Source organism: Lysobacter sp. TY2-98 (assembly GCF_003367355.1).
Classification (GTDB): domain Bacteria; phylum Pseudomonadota; class Gammaproteobacteria; order Xanthomonadales; family Xanthomonadaceae; genus Cognatilysobacter.
Window position 1 is genome coordinate 22,500 of sequence record NZ_CP031413.1, and the last position, 26,076, is coordinate 48,575.

A 26,076-nucleotide genomic window follows, 5' to 3' on the forward strand; every position below is an offset into this window, starting at 1 on the left:
CGGGAGGCCAGGCCTCCCGCGTCCCCGCGCAAACGGCGCGGCCCCGTCCCCCGCGGGCGGGCGCCTGCGAAGCGGCCGGAATTGTGACGGTATTCCGTTGCGAAAGCGTGACGCTCGTCGCCTGCGCTACCCTGCCGGCCGTCACCGGGGCCGCGCATGAGCATCGAGAACAACGAACGTCCGCTGGAGAGCGGTGTCCACACCGACCTCGCCGGTCGCCTGACCTACGGCGGCTACCTCCGGCTGGACCGCCTGCTGTCCGCGCAGGAGCCGCTGTCGAACCCGCCGCAGCACGACGAGCTGCTCTTCATCACCCAGCACCAGGTCAGCGAGCTGTGGATGAAGCTGATGATCCACGAGCTGCGCGCGGCGGTCGGCTTCCTGCAGGCCGACGACGTCGGTGCCTGCCAGAAGGTGTTCGCGCGGGTGAAGGGCATCCTCCGCCAGCTCACCGACATGTGGACCGTGCTGGAGACGCTGACGCCCGCCGACTACATGAAGTTCCGCGACATCCTCGGACCGTCGTCGGGCTTCCAGTCCCTGCAGTACCGCGCGATCGAGTTCCTGCTCGGCAACAAGAACGCGCGGATGCTCGACGTCTTCGCCCACGATGCGGAGGCGCACGCGATGCTCGAGCAGCTCCTGCGCGCGCCGAGCCTCTACGACGAGGCGCTGCGTTTCCTCGCGCGCCACGGCCACCCGGTGCCGGCGCGCTGGCTGGAGCGCGACTGGTCGGCGACGCACGTCTCCGACCCCGAGCTGCTGCCCGTGCTCGAACGCATCTACGAGGATTCGGCCACGCACTGGGCCGCCTACCAGCTCTGCGAGGATCTGGTCGATCTCGAGACCCAGTTCCAGCTCTGGCGCTTCCGCCACATGCGCACGGTCATGCGCATCATCGGCTTCAAGCGCGGCACGGGCGGTTCGTCGGGCGTCGGTTTCCTCAAGCAGGCGCTGGAACTCTCCTTCTTTCCGGAGCTGTTCGAAGTGCGCACGCGGATCGGCCTGGACGCCTCGTCGCCGTAATCACGTCGCCCCATTCAGCATGAAGGCTGCTGCATCGCAGCACGAAGCGGCGGTTTGACGCCTGCCGCGACGTTCGGTGATGCTCGGCCGGTTGCACGCGCCCGCGATCTCCGCGGGCGTCTCTTCAAACGCACGCAGGAATCACCGAATGAGTACGCAAGTACCCAACGCTGCAGAACCGATGGGACCGCCGATCGAGGCACCCGGCGGCCCGAACACCACGCCGCCGGAGTTCGCACAGGTCCTCGGGCATCCCAAGCCGCTGTGGATGCTCTTCATGTCGGAGTTCTGGGAGCGCTTCGCGTTCTACGGAATCCGCTGGGCGCTCGTGCTCTATGTCGTCGCGCAGTTCCACGGTGGCGATCCGACCGGTGAGAAGCCGGCGAGCGAGCTGTACGGCGCGTACCTCGCCCTGGTCTATGCCGGCGCGATCTTCGGTGGCTTCATCGCCGACAAGCTGATCGGCTACCAGCGTTCGATCCTGCTGGGCGCGGTGATCATGGCGCTCGGCCTCTTCATGATCGCGGTGCCGAGCGAAACGGTCTTCAAGCTCGGCCTGGCCACGGTCATCGTCGGCAACGGCCTGTTCAAGCCGATCATCTCGACGATGGTGGGCAAGCTGTATCGCCCGGAAGACCAGCGTCGCGATTCCGGCTTCACCATCTTCTACATGGGCATCAACCTGGGCGCGATGATCTCGCCGGTCATCACCCAGTTCCTCGCGCAGAAGATCTTCGGCACCGAAGCGATGCCGTCGTACAAGATCGTGTTCATCGCCGCGGGCGTCGGCATGATCCTGTCGCTGGTGTGGTTCTATCTCGGCCGTGGCCAGCTCAAGGGCATCGGCCTGCCGCCGGCCGGCAAGGAAGGCCTCGGTCGCACGATGATGGTCGCGCTCGGCGGCCTCGTCGTCGGCGTCCCGGCGTTCTTCTTCCTGCTGACGATCAGCGCGCATGCGCTGCAGTACATCCTGATGGCGCTGATCATCATCCCGGCCGTGATGCTGGTGGTCGAGGCCATCCGTGAAGGCACGGTCGCACGCGACAAGGTGTTCGCGATGCTGATCATCTTCGTGTTCAACGTGCTGTTCTGGGCGTTCTTCGAACAGGCCGGCAGCTCGTTCAACTTCCTCGCCGACAAGATCGTCGATCGCCAGTTCGGCAGCTGGGAGTTCCCGGTCGCGTGGTTCCAGTCGGTCAACTCGGTGGCGATCATCACGCTCGCACCGATCATGGCGTGGATCTGGGTGGCGATGGGTCGCGCGAATCCGTCGATCCCGCGCAAGTTCGGCCTGGGCCTGATCTTCAACGGCCTCGCGTTCCTGTTGCTGATGTTCGCGCTGACCAAGCTGGTCGATCCGACCAGCCTGAAGATTCCGTTCTGGACGCTCTTCATGGTCTACGTGATCCAGTCGGTGGGCGAGCTCTGCCTGTCGCCGATCGGCCTGTCGATGACGACCAAGCTCGCTCCCGCGCGCCTGGCCGGCTTCGCCATGGGCTGCTGGTTCCTGTCGATCGCGATCGGCAACAACCTGGCCGGCATCTTCGCGGGCGAGGCCTCGGGCGAGGGCGGCATGACCACCGCGTCCGCGCTCAGCGCCTACACGACGGGCTTCTGGCTGCTGGCGGGTTCGGGCGTGCTGCTGTTCCTCGTCGCACCGCTGGTGCAGCGACTGATGCACGGCATCAAGTAAGCAGTCCGCGCGACATGAAAAAGGCGGCCTCCGGGCCGCCTTTTTTTTTGCGATCAATCGATGCGGGATCAGCCCGCGCCGAGGTCGGCCTCCGCGCGCAGCTCCAGTTCGTCGAGACGATCGAGCAATCGGAACAGCACGTCGCGTTCGTCCGCGCTCATGCCGTCGAGCAGCCGCTTCTCGAACGTGAGCGCCAGCGGCGCGACCTGGTCGTGGATGGCCACGCCCTCCGCGGACAGGCGCAGCACCGAGCGACGCCGATCGTCGTCATGCGTCTCGCGCTCGACGCGCCCGGCCTCCACCAGGCCAGCGACCGCGCGACTCACCGCCACCTTGTCCATGGCCGTGCGCTGGGCGACCTCGCCCGCCGACAGGTCCGGATAGCGGCCGAGCACGGCCATCACCCGCCATTCGGTGACGCCCAGGCCGAAGCGCTCGGAATACATCTGCGCGATCGCGCCGCTCACGCGGTTGCTGAGCACCGAGAGCCGGTAGGGCAGGAAATGCTCGAGGTCGAGGGTGGCGGCGTCACGGTTCAGGCTCATGCTGCGTCGCGCCTTGCAAGTAGTTTCATCTGAAACTATAAAGCTTCGATCCCGCGCCGCAAGCCCGGCGCGACTCCCCACCGCGAGGAACCCCCATGAGCGCCCAGCCCAATCTCGGCATGCAGGTCACCACGTTCGAGAACCCGATGGGGATCAACGGCTTCGAGTTCGTCGAATTCGCCGCGCCCGCCGGCGAGGGCGCCGCGATGCGCGACTACCTCGAACGCCTCGGCTTCACGGCGGTTGCTAGGCACAAGACCCGCGCGATCACGCTGTTCCGCCAGGGCGGCGTCAACTTCCTGCTCAACGAAGAGCCGAACTCCTTCGCGTCGAAGTTCGCCGAGGAACACGGCCCGTCGGCCTGTGGCTTCGCGATCCGCTTCACCAAGCCGACCACCGAAGTGCTGCGCCACGTCACCGCGAACGTTGGCGAGGAGATCGACGGCGAGGGCGCGGTCGGCGCACTCAAGATCAAGGGCATCGGCGACTGCATGCTCTACCTGGTCGACGACGGCGCGAACGTCTATGAAGACTTCGAGGCGATCCCGGGCGTCGACCCGAATCCAGCCGGCTTCGGCCTGACCTTCATCGACCACCTCACGCACAACCTGTTCCTCGGGAACATGCAGAAGTGGTCGGACTACTACGAGCGCTTGTTCAACTTCCGCGAGATCCGCTACTTCGACATCAAGGGCGCGAAGACCGGCCTGCTGTCGAAGGCGATGACCGCGCCGGACGGCATCGTGCGCATCCCGCTCAACGAGTCGTCGGACGAGAAGAGCCAGATCAACGAATACCTGCGCGCCTACAAGGGCGAAGGCATCCAGCACATCGCGCTGTTCACCGACGACATCTATTCGACGGTGGAAGCCATGCGCGAAAAGAACATCGCCTTCCTCGACACGCCGGACACCTATTTCGACGTGATCGACCAGCGCGTGCCGAACCACGGCGAGGACGTCGAGCGCCTGCGTCGCAACGCGATCCTGATCGACGCCGACCTCGAGACCAAGCAGCGCAAGCTGCTGCAGATCTTCACGCAGAACGCGTTCGGCCCGATCTTCTTCGAGATCATCCAGCGCAAGGGCAACGAAGGCTTCGGCGAAGGCAACTTCCAGGCGCTGTTCGAATCGATCGAACGCGACCAGATGAAGCGCGGCGTGCTGTAAGCCGACACGATCTCCGGCCCCTGCTTGCAGGGGCCTTTCGTATCCGCGACGGAACAAACCGATGACGATCGAATCCACCGGCTACCAGTCCGGCTTCGGCAACGAATTCGCCACCGAGGCCGTGCCCGGCACGTTGCCGGAAGGTCGCAACTCGCCGCAGCGCGTCGCGCACGGCCTGTACGCCGAGCAGATCTCCGGCACCGCGTTCACCGCGCCGCGCCATGCGAACCGTCGCAGCTGGCTGTACCGCATTCGTCCCGCGGCGATGCACGGGCCGTTCGCGCGCTACGAAGGCGCTGCAGCGACGACGTTCCACAACGATTTCGACACCGGCCCGGTCAGTCCCGACCAGATGCGCTGGAGCCCGTTGCCGCTGCCCGGCGAAGGCGCCTCCGTCGACTTCCTCGATGGGCTGTTCACCATGGCCGGCAACGGCTGCGCGGCGTCGCAGTCGGGTGTCGGCGTGCACATGTATGCGGCGAACCGCGACATGCAGGGGCGCTGGTTCTACAACGCCGACGGTGAGCTGCTGATCGTTCCGCAGCAGGGTCGACTGCACATCGAGACCGAACTCGGCGTACTCGACGTCGAGCCGCAGGAAGTCGCGCTGATCCCGCGCGGCATCCGCTTCGCGGTGAAGCTGCCCGACGGCGCGTCGCGCGGCTACGTCTGCGAGAACTTCGGTGCATTCCTGCGTTTGCCGGATCTCGGGCCCATCGGTTCGAATGGCCTCGCCAATCCGCGCGACTTCCTTACACCGAACGCCGCGTTCGAAGAGGTCGAAGGCGACTTCGAGCTCGTCGCGAAATTCCAGGGCCATATGTGGCGCGCATCGATCGGCCATTCGCCGATCGATGTCGTCGGCTGGCACGGCAACCACGCGCCGTACAAGTACGACCTGCGTCGTTTCAACGCAATCGGCTCGATCAGCTTCGATCATCCCGACCCGTCGATCTTTCTCGTGCTCACCTCGCCGAGCGACACGCCCGGCGTCGGCAACATGGACTTCGTGATCTTCCCGCCGCGCTGGCTCGTGGCGCAGGACACGTTCCGCCCGCCATGGTTCCACCGCAACATCGCCAGCGAGTTCATGGGGCTGATCCACGGCGCTTACGACGCCAAGGCCGAAGGCTTCTCGCCGGGCGGCGCGTCGCTGCACAACTGCATGACCGGGCACGGCCCCGACGCGGCGACGTTCGAGAAGGCGAGCAACGCCGATCTGTCCAAGCCCGACGTCATCAAGGACACGATGGCCTTCATGTTCGAGGCGCGCTTCGTGATCCGCCCGACGCAGCAGGCGATCGACGCCGCGCATCGCCAGCGCGACTACCAGGCCTGCTGGGCGGGACTGAAGAAGAACTTCCGCGCCGGCTGACGCTTCGCGACGGGTTCACGGCCGCCCGCTAGGCTGCCGCGAACCCCTGCGTGGAGCGCCCCATGAAGCACGTCGCGTCGCTGATCCTCGTTGCTGGCCTGTGTGCGTGCTCGGGACGTCCCGCCGACGGCGGCGCGTCGACCGGCCCCACGTCCGCACCGTCGGCGCCCGCGACCGACGCGTCGTCGAAGGCCGACCATGCCGCTGCGGCGGACACCGCGAATGCCGAACCCGCCGCGCCGACGCCCGACGGCGCGTCATCCGCGTCGTCGTCCAACCATCAGGGCATCGCGGTCGGCGAACCGAATCCGAACGCGCCCGGCGGTTTCCATCCCGCCGATGAGAGTCCGTCGCCCGCCACCGGGCTCGCGCATTTCGACGGCTACGGCGACATGAAGTTCGGCATGAACGTCGAACAGGCGAAGAAGGCCTGGGGCGGTGAGCTCAACGGCAAGGTCAACGGCAACGCCTGCACCTACCTCAACCCGGTCGGCAACAAGTCGCTGTCGTACTTCGCCTTCATGTTCGAAGGCGGCAAGTTCGTGCGTTACGACGTCGGCAACGACAAGGAAGTCGCGCCGGGTGGTGGACGCCGCGGCATGAGCGCCGACGAGATCAAGCGCCTCTACGCCGGTCGCGTCACCGAGACGCCGCACAAGTACGTCGACGGCGGCAAGTACCTCAAGGTAAAGGGCGACGGCGGAGCGGTCGTGTTCGAGACCGATGCCAAGGGCGTGGTCACCGAGTGGCATGCGGGCGTGGAACCGCAGGTCAACTACATCGAAGGCTGCTCCTGAGGACCGGCCATGCCCAGCGTCTCCTATTCCGCGTTGTGGTTCCTGTTCGCCCTGGTGCTGCTCGCCGTCGGCGGTGACTCGGTCGTGCGCGGCGCCGCAGGGCTCGCGCGACGCCTGGGCTGGCCGCCGTTCGCGGTGGGACTGGCGATCGTCGCGCTGGCGACGTCCATCCCCGAACTCGTCGTCAATTTCTACGCGGTGGCGCAGGGGCAGGGTGATCTCGCGCTGGGCAATGCGGTCGGCAGCAACGTGGTCAACGTCGGACTGACGCTCGCAGTCGCCGCGATGGTCGCGCCGCTTCTGGTGCGCTGGCGCGCTCTCGCGCATCTGCTGGTGGTGGTGCTCGCGGCGACCGCACTGGTGCTGCTGATGTCGCTCGACGGGCGGCTGTCGATGCTCGACGGCGCGATCCTGCTGGTGGCGTTCGTCGTCGTGTTCGTGCTGAAGATCCTCCGAAGCCGCGAAAACTCGCCGGAAGTGCATGCGCAGATCGAGAGCGTCACTGCCGGCGTGGGATCGATCGCGGTCGACCTGCTGCGCCTCGTGATTGCGGCGGTCGCGCTGTTTTTCGGTGCGAAGCTCCTCGTCGGGCATGCACCAGCGCTCGGTCAGGTGATGGGGCTGACGCCGCTGGTCACCGGCCTGTTGCCCGTGGCGATCGGCACGGCGCTGCCGGAAGTCGCAGGAGCCGTACGCGCCGCACGCCGCGGCAATGGCGATCTCGTTGCCGGGCACGTCATTGGTTCGAGCCTGGTCAACATCCTGCTCGTGCTGGGCGGCATGGCGCTGCTCTCGCACGGACTGTCCATCCCGGCCTCGTTCGTGCGCTACGAGTTGCCCGCGGCATTCGTGTTCGTCGCCATGCTGCTGCCGATCCTGCGTGGCGACATGCGTGTCTCCCGCGGCGAGGGCGCGGTGCTCGGTGTCGCGCTGCTCGGCTGGATCGTGTTCGAGCTACTGATGCTGCACCGCTGAGTCGCGAATCGCGGCCGATATACTCGGCCGCATGGGTGCACGCCACGCTCCAACCACGATCGGGCCGCGCGCCGTGCGTGCGCTGGCCGACTTCTTCCGGCTCGAGGCGGCGGGCGGCATCGTCCTGATTGCCGCGGCGGCCCTTGCGATGGTCTGCGCGAATTCGCCGCTCGCGCCCGCCTATGCCGCGTTCCGCGAGACACCGCTCGCGATCAGTATCGGCAATGCGCAACTCGCCAAGCCGCTGCTGCTGTGGATCAACGACGGCCTGATGGCGGTGTTCTTCCTGCTCGTCGCGCTGGAGATCAAGCGCGAGGCGACCAGCGGCCAGCTCGCGCGCCGCGACCAGCTCGCGCTTCCGATGGTCTGCGCCGTCGCCGGCGTGATCGTGCCCGCGCTGCTGTTCGTCGCGGTCAATCAGGGCGACGTCGCGGCGATGCGTGGCTGGGCGGTGCCGACGGCGACCGACATCGCGTTCGCGCTCGGCGTTCTCGCGCTGCTCGGCCCGCGCGTGCCGGCCGGCATGAAGCTGCTGCTCTCGACGATCGCGGTGGTCGACGACCTCATCGCGATCCTGATCATCGCGATCTTCTACTCGCACGGCCTGTCGCTGATCGCGCTCGGCGCGGCGGGTGCGGCGTTGCTCGCGATGTTCGTGCTCAACCGCCTGCGCGTCACCGCGCTGACGCCTTATCTGCTGCTGGGCGCGCTGCTGTGGTTCTGCGTCTTGAAGTCGGGCGTGCATGCGACGCTCGCCGGCGTCGCGACCGGCCTGATGATTCCGCACGTCGACAAGCGCAACGCGATCGACGACGAGGTCGAGCATTCCGCGTTGGAGACGCTCGAGCACGCGCTGCACCCGTGGGTCGCGTACGCGATCCTGCCGCTGTTCGCGTTCGCGAATGCGGGGCTTGCTCTGCACGGCATTGCGATCGGCAACCTGCTCGACCCGTTGCCGCTCGGCATCGCGATCGGCCTGGTGTTCGGCAAGCCGCTCGGCATCGTCGCCGCAGCGCTGGGCCTGCGCGCCACGGGTCGCGTGCGGCTGCCGGACGGCATGGATGCGCGTGCGACGGTCGGCCTCGGCCTGCTGTGCGGCATCGGTTTCACCATGAGCCTGTTCATCGCGTCGCTCGCCTACACCGATGCGCTGCGCTACGACGAGGCGGTGCTCGGTGTGCTGGTCGCGTCCGTGGCGTCCGCACTGCTGGGGTATGCATGGCTGCGCCCCGCACTCGCCCGGGGCGCCGCCTGATGCGTCATGCCCTGGTCTTCGGCGGTACCGGGCAGATCGGCGAACCGTTGATCGATCGCCTGCGCAACGGCGGGTGGCGCGTCACCGCGCTGTCGCGCAATCCGCAGCGCGACGAGCCGGGCGTGACGTGGTTGCAGGGTGCGTTCGACGCAATGCCCGTTTTGCCCGCGCAGGTCGAGGCGATCATCAGTTGTGGGCCGCTCGATGCGTTCTCGCACTGGTATGCGCGCTCGGGACCGGGGGCGCCGCGGGTGATCGCGTTCGGATCAACCAGCGTGATGGTCAAGCAGCATTCGGTCGATCCCGAGGAGCGCGACGTCGCGCAACGTCTGCAGCTCGCCGAAGATCGTCTGACGACCGCGGCACGCGAGCGCGGTGCAAGCCCGACGATTCTGCGGCCCACACTGGTCTACGGCGCCGCGCGCGACGCCACGTTGAGTCGCATTGCCCGCATCGCGCATCGCGTGCGCTGGTTTCCGCTGCCGCGTCGCGCGAATGGATTGCGCCAGCCGGTGCACGTCGGCGACCTCGCCGCCGCGGTGGTCGATTGCATCGGCGCGACGGGCGCCTTCGACCAAGCCTTCGACCTGCCGGGCGGCGAAACCCTGCAGTACCGCGAGATGGTCCGCCGCGTGCTGCGCGTGCTGGAGCCGCCGGCGCATTTGCTCGAACTGCCCTTGCCCGTGTTCGAGATGGCGGTGCGCATCGCGCAGTCGCGCGGCATCGCCACGGGTTTCGGCGACGCCGCGATCGAACGCATGCGTCGCGATCTGGTGTTCGACGCGACGCCGGCGCGCGACGCCTTCGGCTACGCGCCGCGCGCGTTCGCGCCCAAGGCGTCGATGTTTCCGCGCGCGGGCTAGATCTCGACGGGCTCGCGGACCACGTCGCGCGATTTCGCCAGCGCGCGCAACGCGATGATCAGCACGCCACCGAGCACCATCGCGCCGCCAATGAGCAGGCGCGGACCCGGGCGATCGCCCCAGAACACGATGCCGAGCACCACCGCGAGCACGGGCGAGATCAGCAGCCATGGCGTGACCTGCGCGATCGGATGGCGCTTCACCAGCACGTAGAACAGCCCGTGGCCGAGCAGCGACGAGATGAACGCCGCGTAGGCCGCACCGATCCACCCCACCCACGACACCTGCCCGAGCTGCGCGATCGCACCGGGTTCGATGATGGCGCTGATCGCGACCAGCGGCAGGACGCTGATGCAGGCGATCCACCCCTGCTGGCTGAACACGTCCAGGCCCTTGAGAGGCTTCATCAGCACCGTGGCGAGCGCGAGGAACACCGCGGAGATCAGCATCGACACCAGCGACGCCGGATGGTCGAGCACGATGGGATCGAAGCCGAGCACCAGCACGCCGCCGAAACTCACCGCGATCGCGAGGCCCGTGCGCCAGCCGAACCGTTCGCCCAGGACCACCCAGCCGAGCAGCGCGGTCATCGGCACGTAGCTCTGCATGACGATCGCCGGTGACGACAGATCACCCGCGAGCTTGAGCGAGGTGAAGCTCAATCCGAAATGCAGCAGCCCCAGGCACATGGCGACTGCGATGAGGCGCGGCCACTGCCCTTCGGCAGGGCGCTTCATCATCGGCAGCAGCGCGAGACCGAGGATGCCGAAGCGCAGCGCGGTGAACAGAAAAGGCGGGATCTCGCGTAGCGCGAGCGCGGACGTAAGGAAGTTGCCCGCCCAGGCGAGGCAGATCAGCAGGACGAGGGCGAGGTCGCGACCGCCCAGGCCGGCACGCGTCGTCACCAGCCGATGCCGAGCCGGCGATACAGCTTCGCCAGCACCCACGCCGGGCCGATCAGCAGGTAGGTGATGTCGGTGAGGAAGCTCGGCTTGCGACCTTCGATCTTGTGACCGATGAATTGGCCGATCCAAGCGACGACGAAGACCGCGATGGCGAGCGTCAGCAACAGCTTCGCACCGAGCACGGCGAACAGCAGGCGTGTGATCAGGCCGAACACCACGAACACGATCGCCATGCCGAGCCCGAGGCTGCGCGACTGGCGGTAGTAGAACAACGCGGCCAGCAGCATCGCGGCGCCGGCGAACACGCCGTCGTTGAACATCGACGTCGGCGACGGAATGCACCAGAGCAGCGCGATCACGCTCCACAGGATCGCCGGTACACACAACACGTGGATGTGCTGGTTGGTGCCGTTGCGATGGTCGTCGCTGTAGCTCGCGAACCAGCGGTCGATGGGGCGGGCGGTGGCGTTCATGGGGGCGTCCCGGAGGTTGCGTCCATGATGCCGCAGCGGTGGGCGAGCCGGCGTCGCGAATGCGGGATGCTGAAGAGCCCGCTTGCGACGTCGAGATGACGACGCCGGCCGGGTGACCTGCGTCAGTGATCAGCAGGGTCGACGAAGAATTCGACTTTGCCGCAGCCCGGGCAGGCGAAGACGTCGAAGGTCTGCCGGTTGACCAGCAGCTCGCCGAGACCACCGAGAAGGAACGGCGCCGCCTGGCTACCTTCGTGGAAACGCTGCGAGCCGCGGAACGTCATCGGCCGACCACAGCGGAGGCAGTCGAGAACGCGACCGCCCGGCGCCGTTTCCGCCATCGCGGGATTGATCGAGCCGTCGGGTCGCGCGCCGCACGATGCGCACAACGCGTAATCGGCGTCGTTCTGCGTTCCGCAGCGCGGGCAGGTCCACGCGAGCATGGCGAATCAGTCGATCGAGATGCCGGCGAGGCGGTCGAGCGCTTCCGCGTACTTCGCGCGCGTCTTCTCGATGACCTCGGGCGGCAGTACCGGGCCCGGCGGCGTCTTGTCCCAGCCGATCGCTTCCAGGTAGTCGCGCACGAACTGCTTGTCGTAGCTCGGCGGGCTGGTGCCGACCTCGTACGAATCGGCCGGCCAGTAGCGCGACGAATCCGGCGTCAGCATCTCGTCCATGACGTAGAGGCGGCCGTCGGCGTCGGTGCCGAACTCGAACTTGGTGTCGGCGAGCAGGATGCCCCGCTGCGCGGCGTAGTCCGCGGCGTAGGCGTAGAGGCGCAGCGTCGCGTCGCGCACGGCTTCGGCGAGTTCGGCGCCACACAGGCGCACGGCGGCGTCGAAGTCGATGTTCTCGTCATGGTCGCCGACGGCGGCCTTGGTCGACGGGGTGAAGATCGGCTCGGCGAGTTTTTCCGCCTGGCGCAGGCCGTCGGGCAGGGCGATGCCGGACACGCGGCCGGTGCGCTGGTAGTCCTTCCAGCCGCTGCCGATGAGGTAGCCGCGTGCGATGCATTCGATCGGCACCGGCTTGAGGCGACGCGTCACCACCGCGCGCTTGGCGTACAACGCGGCGTCGACACCCGCCGGCAGCACGCTGGCGACGTCGATGCCGGTCAGGTGGTTCGGGACGATGTGCGCCGTCTTGCCGAACCAGAAGTTGCTGATCTGGCAGAGCATCTCGCCCTTGCCTGGGATCGGATCGGGCAGCACCACGTCGAAGGCGCTGAGGCGGTCGGTGGCGACGATGAGCAGATGGTCGCCATCGTGCGCTGCGCCTTCGGGCAGGCGGTCGGCCGGCACGTCGAACACGTCGCGGACCTTGCCGCGGTGGCGCAGGTGGAGCCCGGGAAGATCGGACGTCAGCAACGAAGGGCGCATGGGCCTGTCGATGGCACGGCCGCCTGACGGCGGCGGGCCGCGCAGTGTACGCCGGCCGCCGTCAGGCTGCAGGTACACTGCCGGCCCGATCCGACCGCCCGACAGGCCCGCGTGCGCACCACCCGCTGGTACGGCAAATTGCTGGGCTTCTTCGCCGGCGCCGCGCTGCTCCGGGCCGAGCCGCCGCTGGGCGCGCTGCTGGGGCTCATCATCGGGCATGCCTTCGACGCCGACTGGTTCCGCCTGCGCGACGACCCCTACCGCGTGCTGCGTGTCGCCGACGACGCCAGCGAGGCCGAGATCGACCAGGCCTACCGCCGGTTGATGTCGCAGTACCACCCCGACAAATTCGCGACCGCCGCGCCCGAGCTGCGCCGCCGCGCCGAGACCAAGGCGCGCGAGATCAACGCCGCCTACGACCGCATCCAGGCGCTGCGCAAGCCGCGCCGCTGACGAGAGCCGCCATGCAATCGACCGTGATCGCCCCGTCCATCCTGTCCGCCAACTTCGCGAAGCTGGGCGAAGAAGTGGACAACGTGCTGAAGGCCGGCGCCGACTGGGTGCACTTCGACGTGATGGACAACCACTACGTGCCGAACCTCACCATCGGCCCGCTGGTCTGCGAAGCGCTGCGCAAACACGGCGTCACCGCGCCGATCGACGTGCACCTGATGGTCGAACCCGTCGATCGCATCGTGCCGGACTTCGCCAAGGCCGGCGCGTCGATGATCACCTTCCATCCCGAAGCGAGTCGCCACGTGCACCGCACCGTGCAGCTGATCAAGTCGCATGGATGCCAGGCGGGCATCGTGCTGAATCCGGCGACGCCGGTCGACGTGCTCGACTACGTGCTGGCCGACATCGACATGGTGTTGCTGATGTCGGTGAATCCCGGCTTCGGCGGGCAGGCGTTCATTCCGTCGGCGCTCGACAAGCTGCGTCGCGTGCGTTCGATGATCGATGCGAGCGGGCGCGCGGTGCGGCTGGAGATCGATGGTGGCGTCAAGGCCGACAACATCGGTGAGATCGCCGCGGCGGGTGCGGAAACGTTTGTCGCCGGCTCGGCGATCTTCAACGCGCCGGACTATGCCGATGTGATCACGCGCATGAAGGCCGCGGTGGACGACGCGCGTCGTCGCTGACAAAGAAAAGCCGGCGCCCGTAACAGGCATCGGCTGGGAATTGTTGAGGCGTCCTGCCTCGGCGTCCGTCCCTGCGATGGCCTTCCATGCTCCGGATGAGCGATGACATGCGGATGACAGTGGCATGCGCGATCCGTGAACGGCTCGGGTTCCGCGGCCTTTCGCACCGGCGCGGGCGAGCGGCTATAGTCGCCACCATGAACCGTCACGCGCACCTGCATGTCCTCGCCACGGGTTGGCGATGGTGGCCCTGAGCCACCGTCGTCCATCGCACCCGTCGTATTCCCGAGGAAATCCCGCGTGACATCGCTCGACTCGTTCAACCAGCAGGCCGCGGCCGGCCACACCCGTATTCCCGTCGTCCGCGAGGTGCTGTCCGACCTCGATACGCCGCTGTCGGTGTATCTCAAGCTCGCGGACGGGCCGCATACGTATCTCTTCGAATCGGTCGAAGGCGGTGAACGTTTCGGTCGCTATTCGATCATCGGCCTGCCGGCGCGACGCGTTTACGCATTCGCCGGGAATTTGCTGGTCGTGACGGAAGATGGCGAGCTCGTCGAGTCGCGCGTGGTCGACGATCCGTTCGCGGAAGTCGAGGCGCTGCGCAGCGCGCATTCGGTGCCGAAGATCGACGGCCTTCCCGGGTTCACCGGCGGCCTCGTCGGCTGGTTCGGCTTCGAATGCATCGACTACATCGAACCGCGCCTCGCGGCGAGCGGTCGCGGCAAGTCCGACGAACTCGGTACGCCGGACATCCTGCTGATGCTCAGCGAGGAAGTCGCGGTGTTCGACAACCTCAAGGGCCGGCTGTACCTCATCGTGCACGCCGATCCGTCGCAACCGCATGCGTTCGCGCGCGCGAACCGGCGCCTCGATGAACTGACGCATCGACTGCGGCAGGGCGGCCCCGGGTATCCGGAAACGCTGCACGCCGCGGCGCTCGACGAAGCCGACTTCGTATCGGGTTTCACGCGCGAAGGCTTCATCGCTGCGGTGGAGAAGTCGAAGGACTACATCCGCGCCGGCGACATCTTCCAGGTCGTGCTGAGCCAACGGTTGTCGGTGCCGTTCAAGGCGCGACCGGTCGACGTGTATCGCGCGCTGCGTGCATTGAATCCGTCGCCGTACATGTACTTCCTCGACGTCGGCGAGATGCAGGTGGTCGGCAGCTCGCCGGAAATCCTGGTGCGACTGGAAGACGGCAACGTCACCGTGCGACCGATCGCCGGTACGCGTCGCCGCGGTGCGACGCCCGAGGAGGACGCCGCGCTCGAAGCCGAGCTGCTCGCCGATCCCAAGGAGCGTGCCGAGCACCTGATGCTCATCGACCTCGGCCGCAACGACGTCGGCCGCGTCAGCGAAGCGGGCACTGTCGAAGTCGGCGAGCAGTTCGTCATCGAACGCTACAGCCACGTCATGCACATCGTCAGCGAGGTGACGGGGCGCCTGAAGGAGGGTTTGAGCTACGCCGATGTGCTGCGCGCGACGTTCCCCGCCGGCACCGTCAGCGGTGCGCCGAAGATCCGCGCGCTCGAAGTCATCCGCGAACTGGAACCGATCAAGCGCAACGTCTACGCGGGCTCGATCGGCTACATCGGCTGGCACGGCGATGCGGACACCGCGATCGCGATCCGTACTGCCGTCATCCAGGACGGCCGCCTCTACGTGCAGGCGGGCGCGGGCATCGTCTACGACTCCGATCCCGCCGCCGAGTGGGAAGAGACGATGAGCAAGGGGCGCGCGCTGTTCCGGGCGGTGGCGCAAGCGGCGCAGGGCCTTTGACGCATTAAGAAAGTTTCATGGACGCGCCATCTCCGGCGTAGGCGCGCGGGCGCAGGTTGGGTTGGCGGGCGCAGGACGTCCGCCCGAATCGAATCCCACCTGTTCCAGGAGCCCACCATGAAGCTGCGCACTGCTCTGCTCACCGTCGCCCTGACCGCCGTGACCGGCGCCGCGTTCGCCGCCCCGCAGGCGACTCCGGCGACCCCCGCCACGCCGGCGACCCCGGCCGCCCCGGCGAAGTCGACCATGCATCATTCGACCAAGCACCACGCCAAGCATCACCACTCGACCAAGCACCACAGCGCGAAGCACGAGTCGGCGAAGATGGAAAAGGCCGAGGAGGCCAAGGAAGGCGCGTCGAAGAAGTGATCGACCGCTCGACGAAAAAGCCCCGCTTCGGCGGGGCTTTTTTTGTGGGCGCGCTTCATTACCGAACTTTCATTCCCTCGCCATCGCCGCGCCAAGCGCCGCGGCGCAGTCTGGACCTCGAGGCGGCATCGACCGCCGGCCATCGCACCATCACTCGTCGAGAGGAAGACCACCATGAACATCCGCACCGCTCTGCTCGCCATCGCTGCCGTCGCGTTCACCGGCTCGGCGTTCGCCGCTGCTCCGGCTCCGGCGCCGGCCAAGACCGACGCCAAGCCCGCCGCCACGGCTCCGGCCAAGGCCGCTCCGGCGAAGGCTGCGCCGGCCAAGGCCGTCGCGAAGACCGCTCCGGCCAAGGCGGCTCCGGCCAAGGATGCGAAGAAGCCGGCCGTGAAGAAGGACGAGAAGAAGACCGGCTGATCGAGCCCGGCGTCCCCCGGTCCCGGAAACCCCCCGGGACCGCGATACCCCGCCGGTTCCCCCCGGCGGGGTATCTTTTTTCCCGACACGCGAACTCACTGCCATGCGCATCCTCCTCGTCGAAGACGACCCGCACACCGCCGCGTTCATCGCCAAGGGCCTGCGCGAGGATGGGCACGCGGTGGATCACGCCGACAACGGCCGCGACGGACTGTTCATGGCGACCACGGAGGCCTACGACGCGCTCGTGCTCGATCGCATGCTGCCGGGCGTCGACGGCCTGACCCTGCTCAAGACCGTGCGCGGCGCCGGCAGCCAGGTGCCGGTGCTGCTGCTCACCGCACTGGGCGATGTCGACCATCGCGTCGAAGGCCTGAGAGCGGGCGCGGACGACTACCTCGTCAAGCCGTTCGCGTATTCCGAGCTCAGCGCGCGGCTGGATTCCATCGCTCGCCGCGGTGCCTCCGGCGGGAGTGAGCCGACGAAACTGCGCGTCGCCGATCTCGAGCTCGACCTGCTCAGTCGCGAAGCACGCCGCGGCGACAAGCGCATCGAACTGCAACCGCGCGAGTTTCGCCTGCTCGAATACCTGATGAAACAAGCCGAACGCGTCGTGACGCGCACGATGCTGCTCGAAGCCGTGTGGGACTACCACTTCGACCCGCAGACCAACGTCATCGACGTCCACATCAGCCGCCTGCGCCAGAAGATCGATGCCGGCTTTCCGAAGCCATTGCTGCACACCGTGCGCGGCGCCGGCTACCGGTTGGGCACGTAGCGCGTGATCGCCTGGCCACGATCGACCAGCGCGCGGCTCGCGATCGCGGTCACGCTGTCGTTCTTCGTGGCGTTCGTGGTGCTCGGTGTCGGCGTGCGCTTCACCGTGTCGACGCTGCTCGACGGGGACACCCGCGACGTGGTGCGCGCCGACGAAGCCGGCCTGCTCGAGATCGCGCGCGACGACGGGCGCCAAGACTTCATCGACGAAGTGCGCAGCCGCGTCGAGTCCGACGACGATGCGGCCGTATACGGGCTGTTCGACACGGGCGGCCGGCGCATCGCGGGCCCGCTCGCGCATGTGCCGGGTCCGCGCGATCCGCACGGCTGGGTCGAGTTCGCGCAGAGCGACGATAGCGGCCAGGTGCGCGTGATCGCGCGCGTGCACCGCTTCCGCGATGGCCTGACGCTGGTCACCGGGCAGCGCACGCGGTCGCAGGACCGGTTCCTCGCGCTGATGCTGCGTACGGCGCTCGCGGCCGCGCTGGTCGCGGCGACGCTGGGTGCGCTCACCGGCTGGTTCGCCTCGCGCTGGGTGTCGCGCCGACTGCGTGATCTCGACCAAACCGCCCAACGCGTCGGTGACGGCGAACTCGGCCTGCGTGCGCCCGTCGACGGCAGCAACGACGCGTTCGATCGGCTCGCACGCCGCTTCAACGCGATGCTCGACCGCATCGAAGCGCTACTCGGCGCGGTGCGCCACGCCACCGACCACATCGCGCACGATCTGCGCACGCCGCTGACGCGCCTGCGCAACCGGCTCGAGGAGGCGCGTCATCGCGATGACGACGCACGCAGCCGTGCGCTGGATGCCGCACTGATCGAAACCGATCAGCTCCTGCAGGCGTTTGGCGCGCTTCTGCGGCTGGCGCGCATCGAGGCGCAGCCTGCCGTGGCCGACGAGCCGCTGCTGGATCTCGCCGAACTCGTCGACGACGCCGCGGAGCTCTACACGCCCAGTGCGCTCGAACGCGGGCTCGAGCTCGAGGCGCACGCGGTGCCCTGTCGCGTGCGGGGCGATCGCGACCAGCTGTTCCAGGTCATCGTCAACCTGCTCGACAACGCGCTGAAGTACGCGCCGGAAGGAAGCCGCGTGCGCATCCAGCTGTCGTGCCACGCCGGCAGCGCGCAGCTGAGCGTCGAGGACGAGGGCCCCGGCGTGCCGGAAGCCGAGCGCGAGCGCGTATTCGACCGCTTCCAGCGCCTGGAGGCGCATCGCGGCTCACCGGGTATCGGCCTCGGGCTCAGCCTGGTGCGTGCGATCGTGCTGCGTCACGGCGGCCAGGTGCGATTGGTCGATTGCGCGCCTGGACTCGGCGTCTGCATCAATCTGCCCCTGGCGGATTGAGCGCCTCGGGTCAGCCGCGAATGCGCCACGCGTGCGAGTACACGTTCATCTGCTCGCCACGCACGAACGCGACCAGCGTGATCCCACTGCGTTCGGCAAGGTCGATGGCCAGCGTGGTCGGCGCGGAAATCACCGCGATCACACCCATGCCCGCGCATGCCGCCTTGTGCACGAGTTCGTAGGACGCACGCGAGCTCAATGCGAGAAACCCTGAGGGCCGCGACACGCGGGCGAGGGCGCCGACGAGCTTGTCGAGCGCGTTGTGACGCCCGACGTCCTCGCGCACCAGCAACGCGTCGCCCGCGATCCATGCTGCGGCGTGCACGCCACCGCTTTCGCGATTGAGCGGCTGCGCGTCCTGCAAACGGCGCATGCCGGCGACGATCGCTGCGGCATCGATCTGCGCGTCATCACGCACGTCCGGCGGCTCGCGCAGCGTCTGCTGCAGCGATTCGAGACCGCACAAACCGCAGCCGCTGCCCGCGGCGAGATGGCGCGTGCGCTCCGCAAGACGATCGAAGCAGGCTTGCGGGATCGCGAGTTCCAGCGCGATGCCTTCACTGCTGCGCTGTTGCTCGACGAGCCGCAGCTGCGAGGCGTCGTCGACGATGCCTTCGTTCAACGAGAAGCCGAGCGCGAAGTCGTCGAGATCGGCCGGCGTCGCCAGCATCACCGCATGCGCGAGGCCGTTGTAGGCGAACGCGATGGGCAGCTCGGCGATGACGGTGTCCGCGAAGGCATGGCGTCCGCTGGCGTCGATGCGCAACGCTTCATGGCGACGCAATGCATCGGGCGGGAGATCACTCACGATGCGACAGTACCGGCGGCGCTCGGCGTCAGTCGTACGGCAATCGCCTTCGACGTAGGCGTTCCGGCGCGCTCGGCCACGCTGTCGAGCGGCACCAGCGGGTTCGTTTCGGGGAAATAACTCGCGAGGCAGCCGTCGGGGATGTCGTAGTCGACCAATGTGAAACCCTGCACGGTGCGCTCGCCGTCGTGCCAGACGGAGGTGATGTCGACGAGCTGGCCCGGCTCCCAGCCGTACTTCGACAGATCGCGCGCATTGATGAAGCAGACACGGCGCAGGCCGAGCACGCCCCGATAGCGGTCGTCGAGGCCGTAGATCGTGGTGTTGTACTGATCGTGCGAACGTACGGTCATGAGTTTGAAGGGCGTCGTGGTCGCTTCGTCCTGCAAGGGATGCACGAAGAAGCCCGCGCGGCCGCTCGCGGTCGGGAATTCGCGTTCGCGCCCCGGATGGTGCAGGTGGAAGCCGCCGGGAACGCGGACGCGCGCGTTGAAATCCTCGAAACCCGGTACGACGCGCGCGATGCGCTCGCGAATGCGGTCGTAGTGCGAGACGAGCTCCATCCATGGCACGCGGCTGTCATGCAGCGTCGCCGCCGCGAGATGCGCGACGATCGCCGGCTCCGACATCAGGTGGTCCGACGCCGGCGTCTTCAGGCCGCACGACAGGTGCACCATGCTCATCGAATCCTCGACGCTGACCGCCTGGCGACTGCCGGCCTGCATGTCGATCTCGCTGCGGCCGAGGCAGGGCAGGATCAGCGCCTCGCGCCCGTGCACGAGATGCGAGCGGTTGAGTTTGGTCGACACGTGCACCGTGAGATCGCATCGCCGCAGTGCTTCGGCAGTGCGCGCGGTGTCGGGCGTCGCCGCGGCGAAATTGCCGCCCATCGCGAACAGCACCCTGGCGCGACCGTCGAGCATGGCTTCGATGCCGGAGACCACGTCGTGCCCGTGCGCGTGCGGCGGCTCGAAACCGAACTCCGCTTGGAGTGCGTCGAGAAATGCGGTCGACGGCTTCTCGTAGATGCCCATCGTGCGATCGCCCTGCACGTTGGAATGACCACGCACCGGGCAGGGGCCCGCGCCGGGCTTGCCGATGTTGCCCTTGAGCAGCAGCACCGCCATCAGCATCTGGATCGTCGCGACGCTGCGGCGATGCTGGGTGATGCCCATGCCCCAGCAGAAGATCGTGGCCCGGCTGGCGTCGTAGATCGCCGCGGCCTCTTCGAGCTGCGCGCGCGTAAGACCGGACTGCGCTTCGATCTGCGGCCAGTCCTGCCCTGCGAGGTGGGTGGCGAACGCCTCGAATCCGGTCGTGTACGTCGCGATGAAGTCGCGATCGAGCGTGCCGCGTTCGATCAGCGCCTTGGCAATGCCCGTGAGCGCGGCAAGATCGCCCCCGATGCGCGGCGTGTAGTAATCCGTCGCGATCTTCGTGCTGCCGCCGGTGAGCATCTCCGTCGGGCTCTGCGGATGCGCGAAGCGCTCCAGCCCGCGCTCGCGCAACGGGTTGAACACGACGATGCGGCAGCCGCGGCGCGCGGCCTCGCGCAGCTCGCCGAGCATCCGCGGATGATTCGTGCCGGGGTTCTGGCCGAAGATGAAGATCGCTTCGGCGTGTTCGAAGTCCTCGAGCAGCACCGAGCCCTTGCCGCTGCCGATCTGCTCGGTGAGCGCGACGCCCGATGCCTCGTGGCACAGGTTCGAGCAGTCCGGCAGGTTGTTCGTGCCGTACGCGCGCACGAAGAGCTGGTAGAGGAACGCGGCCTCGTTCGAAGTGCGGCCCGAGGTGTAGAACAACGCTTCATCGGGGCTTGCCAGCGCGTTGAGATGCCCGGCGACCTGCGCGAACGCCGCGTCCCACGCGATCGGCATATAGCGATCGGTGCTCGCGTCGTAGCGCATGGGTTCGGTCAGGCGGCCTTGCGCTTCCAGCCAGTGATCGGTCTGCGCGGCGAGCTCGGTCACCGTGTGCTGCGCGAAGAACTCGCGGGTGACGCGGCGCGCCGTCGCTTCCGCCGCCACCGCCTTGACCCCGTTCTCGCAGAACTCGAAGGTCGAGTTCGGATTGCGATCGGGCCAGGCGCAGCCCGGACAGTCGAAGCCGTCGTCCTGGTTGGTGCGCAGCATGGTCCGCGTGCCCGTGGCGACGATGCCTTCCTCGCGCAGCGCCTGCCACGAGCGGCGCAACGAATCCCAGCCACCGGCAGGTCGCGTGTAGGGCTTGAAGGTGCGGTCGGTCATGGCGGGCGGTGGCGGATCGGAGGGCTATTCAAGCACCGTCCGCATGCATCCGCCGCGTCGGCGGCGCGTCCGCCCTGAACAGGCCCCGTCGCGGTCGCGCCGTCGCGCCCGAGCCGCTACAGTAGGCGCATGCACCGCACGACCGTCCCGTTCCCGCATGCCGACGCTGGTTGGCGATGGTGGCCCTGCGCCACCGTCCGCCCCGCCCCGTCGTCGCCCGAGGAACCCGCGCGTGCCGTTCGCTCCACGTCCTGATCCGAATCCCCTCCGTCTCCCCCGTGTTCGACCGCCTTGTCGCGGCCGGCGTGCATGTCGCCGTGGGCGGGCGTCCGTCGCGGCGAAGATGCCGTCCGACAGTGCCCTTCTTGCCGAACCCTCTTTCGCGGAACGTCCCATGCTGTTGATGATCGACAACTACGACAGCTTTACCTGGAACCTCGTGCAGTACCTGCAGTCGCTCGGGGCCGAGGTGAAGGTGGTGCGCAACGACGAGATGTCGGTCGGCGAGATCGACGCGCTCGCGCCCGATCGCATCGTGATTTCGCCGGGGCCGTGCACGCCGAACGAGGCGGGCGTGTGTGTCGACGTCATCCGCGAGCTCGGATCGCGCGTGCCGCTGCTGGGCGTCTGCCTGGGCCACCAGTCGATCGGGCAGGCCTACGGCGGTGACGTGGTGCGCGCGAAGACGATCATGCACGGCAAGACGTCGCGCATCCGCCACGAAGGGCGGGGCGTGTTCGCAGGGCTGCCGGATGCCTACGAGGCGACGCGTTATCACTCCCTGGTCGTCGCGCGGGACACCCTGCCGGACGCACTCGAAGTCACCGCATGGACGGAAGACGGCGCGGGCGGCTTCGACGAAATCATGGGTCTGCGCCATCGCCAGCACCCGGTCGAAGGCGTGCAGTTCCACCCCGAATCCATCCTCACGCAGCACGGCCACGCGCTGCTGAAGAACTTCCTGGAGCGTTGAGCATGCCGATCACGCCCCAGCAGGCGCTGCAGCGCACGATCGAGCACCGCGAGATCTTCCACGATGAGATGGTCGACCTCATGCGCATGATCATGCGCGGCGAGGTCAGCCCGACTATGACGTCGGCCATCCTCACCGGCCTGCGGGTCAAGAAGGAAACCGTCGGCGAAATCGCTGGTGCCGCGCAGGTGATGCGCGAGTTCGCGACGCCGGTCGATGTTGTGGACCGCTCGAACATGGTCGACATCGTCGGCACCGGCGGCGACGGCGCAAGCACGTTCAACATCTCGACGGCGAGCATGTTCGTCGTGGCCGCGGCAGGCGCGAAAGTCGCCAAGCACGGTGGTCGCAGCGTGTCGTCGAGTTCGGGCAGCGCCGACGTGCTCGAATCGCTCGGCGCGAACATCGAACTGCAGCCGGAGCAGGTGGCGCGCTGCATCGAACGCACCGGCATCGGTTTCATGTTCGCGCCGCTGCACCACCCGGCGATGAAGGTGGTCGCGCCGGTGCGTCGCGAAATGGGCGTGCGCACGCTGTTCAACATCCTCGGCCCGCTGACCAATCCGGCCGGCGCGCCGAATATCCTGCTGGGCGTGTTCCATCCCGACCTCGTCGGCATCCAGGTGCGTGTGCTGCAGGAGCTGGGTGCGCAGCGTGCGATGGTGGTGTGGGGTCGCGATGGCATGGACGAGCTGTCGCTGGGCGCGGCCACGCTGGTCGGCGAACTGCGCAACGGCGTCGTGCGTGAGTACGAGGTGCATCCGGAAGACTTCGGCATCGCGATGGCGGCCAGCCGCAACCTCAAGGTCGCCGATGCCGCGGAGTCGCGCGCGATGCTGATGCTCGCGCTCGACGACACACCCGGACTGCCGCGCGAGATCGTCGCGCTCAATGCAGGCGCCGCGCTGTATGTCGCCGGGCGCGCCGAATCGATCGCCGACGGCATCGCGCTCGCGCGCCGCACGATCGCGTCCGGTGCCGCACGCGAAAAGCTGCACCAATTCGTCGCGACGACGAAGGAGCTGGCTGCATGAGCACGGGTTTCGCGAGGACGCCCGCACCGCCGTACTGGCTGGTGTCCTTCACCTCGCAGCGCAACGACGTCGGCGCCGAGGCTTACGCGGAAGCGGCCGATCGCATGATCGCGCTCGCGGCGACGCAGCCGGGTTTCCTCGGTGTCGAATCGGTGCGTGGCGATGATGGATTCGGCATCACGCTGTCGTACTGGAAGGACGAGGCCTCGATCGCCGCCTGGCGCCAGCACGCGGAGCACACACCGGTGCGCGAGTACGGTCGCGCGCACTGGTACGACCATTTCGAAGTGCGTGTCGCCAGGGTCGAGCGCGCATATGGATTCAGGGACAATCGATGAGTGACATCCTCGCCACCATCCTCGCGCGCAAGCACGAGGAGGTCGAACAGCGCAGTCGCGTGCGCTCGCTGCCGGAGCTGCGCAGCCGCGCTGCCGATATGCCGCCGCCGCGCGGCTTCGTCGATGCGATCCGCGCGAAGCATGCGCAGGGACTGCCGGCCGTCATCGCCGAAGCCAAGAAGGCGAGCCCGTCGAAGGGCCTGATCCGCCCGGATTTCGATCCGGCCGAAATCGCACGCAGCTATGAAGCCGGTGGCGCCGCCTGCCTGTCGGTGCTGACCGACGTCGACTTCTTCCAGGGCAGCAACCTCTATCTCGGCCTCGCGCATCGCGCCTGCACGCTGCCGATCATCCGCAAGGATTTCATCGTCGACCCGTACCAGGTGTACGAAGCGCGCTTCATCGGCGCTGACGCGGTGCTGCTGATCGTCGCCGCGCTGGAGGACGGCCCGCTCGTCGAGATGGCCAACCTCGCGCACGACCTCGGCATGGACGTGCTGGTCGAAGTGCACGACATCGACGAGCTCGAGCGCGCGCTGCAGACCGACTGCCCGCTGATCGGCGTCAACAACCGCAACCTGCGAACGTTCGAGGTGTCGCTCGACACGTCGATCGAGCTGAAGCAGGCCGTGCCGACCGATCGCATTCTCGTCACGGAGAGCGGCATCGCCACGCCGGCCGACGTCGCGAAGATGCGGGGCGCCGGCATCGAGACCTTCCTCGTCGGCGAAAGCTTCATGCGTGAGAAGGATCCCGGCGCGGCTCTGCAACGGTTGTTCGCATGACGCTGGATGCACTGCGTTATCGGTCGCCCGCGGGCGATGCGCCGCTGGTCGTGTTCGATTTCGACCACACGCTGTACGACGGCGACTCCGGCAGTCACCTGTTCGCGTGGCTGATCCGCCGGAGTGCGTGGCGCATGCTGCTGGCACTGCTGATCGCACCGATCGCGGGCCCGATGATCGCGTTCCTTCCGACGCGCCGGCACGGCATCGGCGCGTTCGTGTGGGTCGGCACGGTGTTCGAGCGCGCGCCGTTCGACGCGCTGATCGATCGCTACGTCGCCGACAACGTCGACGGCATCCGCGCGCGGCTCCTGCCGGTCGCGCTGGACGTGTTCCATCGACATCGTGTCGCCGGTGATCGCGTGGTCGTCGCCACCGGCGCACCGCCGCGACTCGCACGCGCGATCCTCGCGTTCGTGGCGCACGAAGACGTGCCGGTGATCGGTACGGAAGTCAAGCGCGTATTCGGCGGCATCCGCGCCGCGCGCCACTGCCACCATGCGATGAAGATGACGATGCTGCGCGACGCCGGCTACGGCGGCGAAATCGCGGCTGCGTATTCCGACAGCACGGCCGACCTGCCGTTGCTGCAGGCCGCGCGGAATCCGGTCGTCGTGAATCCGAAGTCGAAGGGCATCGCGTTCTTCCGCGAGCATCTGCCCGCGGGTACGCCGATGCTCAACTGGGGCTGCCCTGGACGCGCTGGCGACGTCGTGCGCGCCGACGCCTGATCGCGTCGTCAGCGCGAACGACCATCGAACGGCACGCGTTCGATCGTCTCGAGGTCCACGTCCTCGACGCAGCGCACGTTGATCGCGGCCATCGCCTGGCCGGTCGGGCCGACGCCGCGCCCGAACGGCTGGCAGCCGCAGGTCGGACAGAACAGGTGCTGGATGACGTGCTTGTTGAAGCGGTACTCGCTCAGCGTCTCGTCGCCCTTCTCGACCTGCAGCGCGTCGCGCGGCACGAACCACAGCAGCATGCCCTTGCGCTGGCAGTGCGAGCAGTTGCATTCGATGACGCGATCGATGGTGCCGTCGACGCGGAAAGCCACGGCACCGCAGTGACAGCTGCCGGTATGCATGACGCCTCCTTCGTGCGACGCATGCGGCGCCGCCATGCGGGTGAGATCCGGTGTCAGTCGCCGAGGAGCTTGGCGAAGTGCAGCGAGGCGTCGGTGTAGCCGCAGCCGCGATAGAACGACTGCGCGGTGTCGCGGCTCGCCGCCGTGGTGACTTCGATGCGCGCGGCGCCTGCGTGGCGGGCGATCGACTCGACTTCGCGCAGCAGGCGGCGGCCGACGCCCTGTCGCTCGCATTCAGGCATCACCACGAGCGCGGTGATGCGCGCCTGTTCGGCGCCGCGGGCCAGTGAATAGCGCAGCTCGAGTCCGGCCAGCCCGCACGCATGCCCGCCGATCTCGGCGAGCAGCAGTCGCTGGCGGGGGTCCGCCAGCACGAACGTGATCCGCTCGGCCGCTTCGTCGCGGCTGCACGGATAACCGAGGATCTCGAGGAGGCGGGCGACGTCGCTGGCGTCACCGATCCGGGCGTCACGGACGCGGATGCCGTCGGGCGCCTCCTCGTAGAGCCCCATCGC

At 67.8% G+C, this 26,076-nt stretch carries 29 protein-coding genes; 20 read left to right on the top strand and 9 right to left on the bottom strand.

Translation table 11 applies throughout. The features are described 5' to 3' along the window. Positions 1-156 precede the first annotated feature (156 nt). Together DWG18_RS00115 and DWG18_RS00120 are read left to right on the top strand one after the other, a co-directional pair. Positions 157-1,026 (top strand): tryptophan 2,3-dioxygenase family protein, encoded by an 870-nt coding sequence (locus DWG18_RS00115; protein ID WP_115644505.1) that lies wholly within the window; start codon positions 157-159, stop codon positions 1,024-1,026. Between the two features lie 181 nt (positions 1,027-1,207). Further along, entirely contained in the window at positions 1,208-2,719 is a 1,512-nt protein-coding gene (locus tag DWG18_RS00120; protein WP_115644506.1) for an oligopeptide:H+ symporter, read from the top strand. Between the two features lie 68 nt (positions 2,720-2,787). Here the strand turns inward: DWG18_RS00120 and DWG18_RS00125 are convergent, their stop codons facing one another. Then, positions 2,788-3,264, bottom strand: coding sequence for a MarR family transcriptional regulator (locus DWG18_RS00125; protein WP_115644507.1), 477 nt, complete (start codon positions 3,262-3,264; stop codon positions 2,788-2,790). Between the two features lie 95 nt (positions 3,265-3,359). On the opposite strand from DWG18_RS00125, the gene hppD reads away from it, so the two are divergent. The 6 genes from hppD (at position 3,360) to DWG18_RS00155 (ending at position 9,698) form a co-directional block, all read left to right on the top strand. After that, a complete protein-coding gene (gene hppD, locus DWG18_RS00130) occupies positions 3,360-4,433 on the top strand; it encodes a 4-hydroxyphenylpyruvate dioxygenase (RefSeq protein WP_162823619.1) in 1,074 nt (357 codons plus the stop codon). Positions 4,434-4,494: 61 nt separating this feature from the next. After that, entirely contained in the window at positions 4,495-5,808 is a 1,314-nt protein-coding gene (hmgA, locus tag DWG18_RS00135) for a homogentisate 1,2-dioxygenase (RefSeq protein ID WP_115644508.1), read from the top strand. Between the two features lie 62 nt (positions 5,809-5,870). Then, a complete protein-coding gene (locus DWG18_RS00140; RefSeq protein ID WP_205289375.1) occupies positions 5,871-6,605 on the top strand; it encodes a lectin in 735 nt (244 codons plus the stop codon). A gap of 9 nt (positions 6,606-6,614) precedes the next feature. Further along, on the top strand, positions 6,615-7,580 hold the full coding sequence (locus DWG18_RS00145) for a sodium:calcium antiporter (RefSeq protein ID WP_115644509.1): 966 nt from the start codon (positions 6,615-6,617) through the stop codon (positions 7,578-7,580). A 31-nt stretch (positions 7,581-7,611) separates the two neighbouring features. Next, positions 7,612-8,835: a Na+/H+ antiporter NhaA gene (nhaA, locus tag DWG18_RS00150; protein WP_115644510.1), complete on the top strand. Its 1,224-nt coding sequence runs from the start codon at positions 7,612-7,614 to the stop codon at positions 8,833-8,835. Beyond that, positions 8,835-9,698, top strand: coding sequence for a nucleoside-diphosphate sugar epimerase (locus tag DWG18_RS00155; protein ID WP_240318554.1), 864 nt, complete (start codon positions 8,835-8,837; stop codon positions 9,696-9,698). The genes nhaA and DWG18_RS00155 overlap by 1 nt, the downstream gene beginning before the upstream one ends. Here DWG18_RS00155 and DWG18_RS00160 read toward each other — a convergent pair. The 4 genes from DWG18_RS00160 to DWG18_RS00175 all read right to left on the bottom strand — a co-directional run bounded on the left by DWG18_RS00160 (position 9,695) and on the right by DWG18_RS00175 (position 12,455). Next, entirely contained in the window at positions 9,695-10,603 is a 909-nt protein-coding gene (locus DWG18_RS00160) for a DMT family transporter (RefSeq protein WP_162823620.1), read from the bottom strand. The two genes, DWG18_RS00155 and DWG18_RS00160, sit on opposite strands and share 4 nt — an antisense overlap. Beyond that, positions 10,600-11,076, bottom strand: coding sequence for an Mpo1-like protein (locus DWG18_RS00165; protein WP_115644513.1), 477 nt, complete (start codon positions 11,074-11,076; stop codon positions 10,600-10,602). Before DWG18_RS00165 ends, DWG18_RS00160 begins: the two co-directional genes overlap by 4 nt. A gap of 122 nt (positions 11,077-11,198) precedes the next feature. Further along, positions 11,199-11,519, bottom strand: a complete 321-nt coding sequence (locus DWG18_RS15360; RefSeq protein WP_115644514.1) for a zinc ribbon domain-containing protein — start codon at positions 11,517-11,519, stop codon at positions 11,199-11,201. A 6-nt stretch (positions 11,520-11,525) separates the two neighbouring features. After that, positions 11,526-12,455 carry a phosphoribosylaminoimidazolesuccinocarboxamide synthase gene (locus DWG18_RS00175; protein ID WP_115644515.1) on the bottom strand — a complete coding sequence of 310 codons (930 nt, stop codon included), beginning with the start codon at positions 12,453-12,455 and terminating at the stop codon, positions 11,526-11,528. Between the two features lie 111 nt (positions 12,456-12,566). Between DWG18_RS00175 and DWG18_RS00180 the strand changes: the two genes are divergently transcribed. The 7 genes from DWG18_RS00180 (at position 12,567) to DWG18_RS00210 (ending at position 18,293) form a co-directional block, all read left to right on the top strand. Further along, positions 12,567-12,908: a DnaJ domain-containing protein gene (locus tag DWG18_RS00180; RefSeq protein WP_115644516.1), complete on the top strand. Its 342-nt coding sequence runs from the start codon at positions 12,567-12,569 to the stop codon at positions 12,906-12,908. 11 nt (positions 12,909-12,919) lie between these two features. Continuing rightward, complete coding sequence (gene rpe, locus DWG18_RS00185; protein ID WP_115644517.1) at positions 12,920-13,597, top strand: ribulose-phosphate 3-epimerase; 678 nt, start codon at positions 12,920-12,922, stop codon at positions 13,595-13,597. Between the two features lie 300 nt (positions 13,598-13,897). Then, positions 13,898-15,379, top strand: coding sequence for an anthranilate synthase component I (trpE, locus tag DWG18_RS00190; protein WP_115644518.1), 1,482 nt, complete (start codon positions 13,898-13,900; stop codon positions 15,377-15,379). A 117-nt stretch (positions 15,380-15,496) separates the two neighbouring features. Continuing rightward, a complete protein-coding gene (locus DWG18_RS00195) occupies positions 15,497-15,748 on the top strand; it encodes a hypothetical protein (RefSeq protein WP_115644519.1) in 252 nt (83 codons plus the stop codon). Positions 15,749-15,922: 174 nt separating this feature from the next. Then, a complete protein-coding gene (locus DWG18_RS00200; RefSeq protein WP_205289376.1) occupies positions 15,923-16,168 on the top strand; it encodes a hypothetical protein in 246 nt (81 codons plus the stop codon). A gap of 103 nt (positions 16,169-16,271) precedes the next feature. Further along, complete coding sequence (locus DWG18_RS00205) at positions 16,272-16,946, top strand: response regulator transcription factor (protein WP_115644520.1); 675 nt, start codon at positions 16,272-16,274, stop codon at positions 16,944-16,946. Positions 16,947-16,949: 3 nt separating this feature from the next. Continuing rightward, positions 16,950-18,293, top strand: coding sequence for a HAMP domain-containing sensor histidine kinase (locus DWG18_RS00210; RefSeq protein ID WP_115644521.1), 1,344 nt, complete (start codon positions 16,950-16,952; stop codon positions 18,291-18,293). A 10-nt stretch (positions 18,294-18,303) separates the two neighbouring features. Here the strand turns inward: DWG18_RS00210 and fdhD are convergent, their stop codons facing one another. Both fdhD and DWG18_RS00220 read right to left on the bottom strand, forming a co-directional pair. Further along, the gene (gene fdhD / locus DWG18_RS00215) at positions 18,304-19,101 is read right to left on the bottom strand and encodes a formate dehydrogenase accessory sulfurtransferase FdhD (RefSeq protein ID WP_162823622.1); all 798 of its coding nucleotides are present in this window, start codon (positions 19,099-19,101) and stop codon (positions 18,304-18,306) included. Then, positions 19,098-21,347 (bottom strand): FdhF/YdeP family oxidoreductase, encoded by a 2,250-nt coding sequence (locus tag DWG18_RS00220; RefSeq protein WP_115644522.1) that lies wholly within the window; start codon positions 21,345-21,347, stop codon positions 19,098-19,100. Before DWG18_RS00220 ends, fdhD begins: the two co-directional genes overlap by 4 nt. Positions 21,348-21,741: 394 nt before the next feature. On the opposite strand from DWG18_RS00220, the gene DWG18_RS00225 reads away from it, so the two are divergent. Genes DWG18_RS00225 through DWG18_RS00245 form a run of 5 tightly spaced genes read left to right on the top strand, consistent with a single transcriptional unit; the run spans position 21,742 to position 25,208 of the window. Next, positions 21,742-22,320, top strand: a complete 579-nt coding sequence (locus tag DWG18_RS00225; protein ID WP_115644523.1) for an aminodeoxychorismate/anthranilate synthase component II — start codon at positions 21,742-21,744, stop codon at positions 22,318-22,320. 2 nt (positions 22,321-22,322) lie between these two features. Continuing rightward, on the top strand, positions 22,323-23,354 hold the full coding sequence (gene trpD, locus DWG18_RS00230) for an anthranilate phosphoribosyltransferase (RefSeq protein WP_115644524.1): 1,032 nt from the start codon (positions 22,323-22,325) through the stop codon (positions 23,352-23,354). Next, positions 23,351-23,692, top strand: coding sequence for an antibiotic biosynthesis monooxygenase (locus tag DWG18_RS00235; protein WP_115644525.1), 342 nt, complete (start codon positions 23,351-23,353; stop codon positions 23,690-23,692). Before trpD ends, DWG18_RS00235 begins: the two co-directional genes overlap by 4 nt. Further along, positions 23,689-24,477: an indole-3-glycerol phosphate synthase TrpC gene (gene trpC, locus DWG18_RS00240; protein ID WP_115644526.1), complete on the top strand. Its 789-nt coding sequence runs from the start codon at positions 23,689-23,691 to the stop codon at positions 24,475-24,477. The genes DWG18_RS00235 and trpC overlap by 4 nt, the downstream gene beginning before the upstream one ends. Next, positions 24,474-25,208 carry a haloacid dehalogenase-like hydrolase gene (locus DWG18_RS00245; RefSeq protein ID WP_115644527.1) on the top strand — a complete coding sequence of 245 codons (735 nt, stop codon included), beginning with the start codon at positions 24,474-24,476 and terminating at the stop codon, positions 25,206-25,208. Before trpC ends, DWG18_RS00245 begins: the two co-directional genes overlap by 4 nt. Before the next feature lie 8 nt (positions 25,209-25,216). Here DWG18_RS00245 and DWG18_RS00250 read toward each other — a convergent pair whose 3' ends face one another. Beyond that, entirely contained in the window at positions 25,217-25,561 is a 345-nt protein-coding gene (locus DWG18_RS00250) for a GFA family protein (protein WP_115647949.1), read from the bottom strand. Between the two features lie 53 nt (positions 25,562-25,614). Further along, positions 25,615-26,073, bottom strand: coding sequence for a GNAT family N-acetyltransferase (locus tag DWG18_RS00255; RefSeq protein WP_115644528.1), 459 nt, complete (start codon positions 26,071-26,073; stop codon positions 25,615-25,617). Between the last annotated feature and the right edge of the window lie 3 nt (positions 26,074-26,076).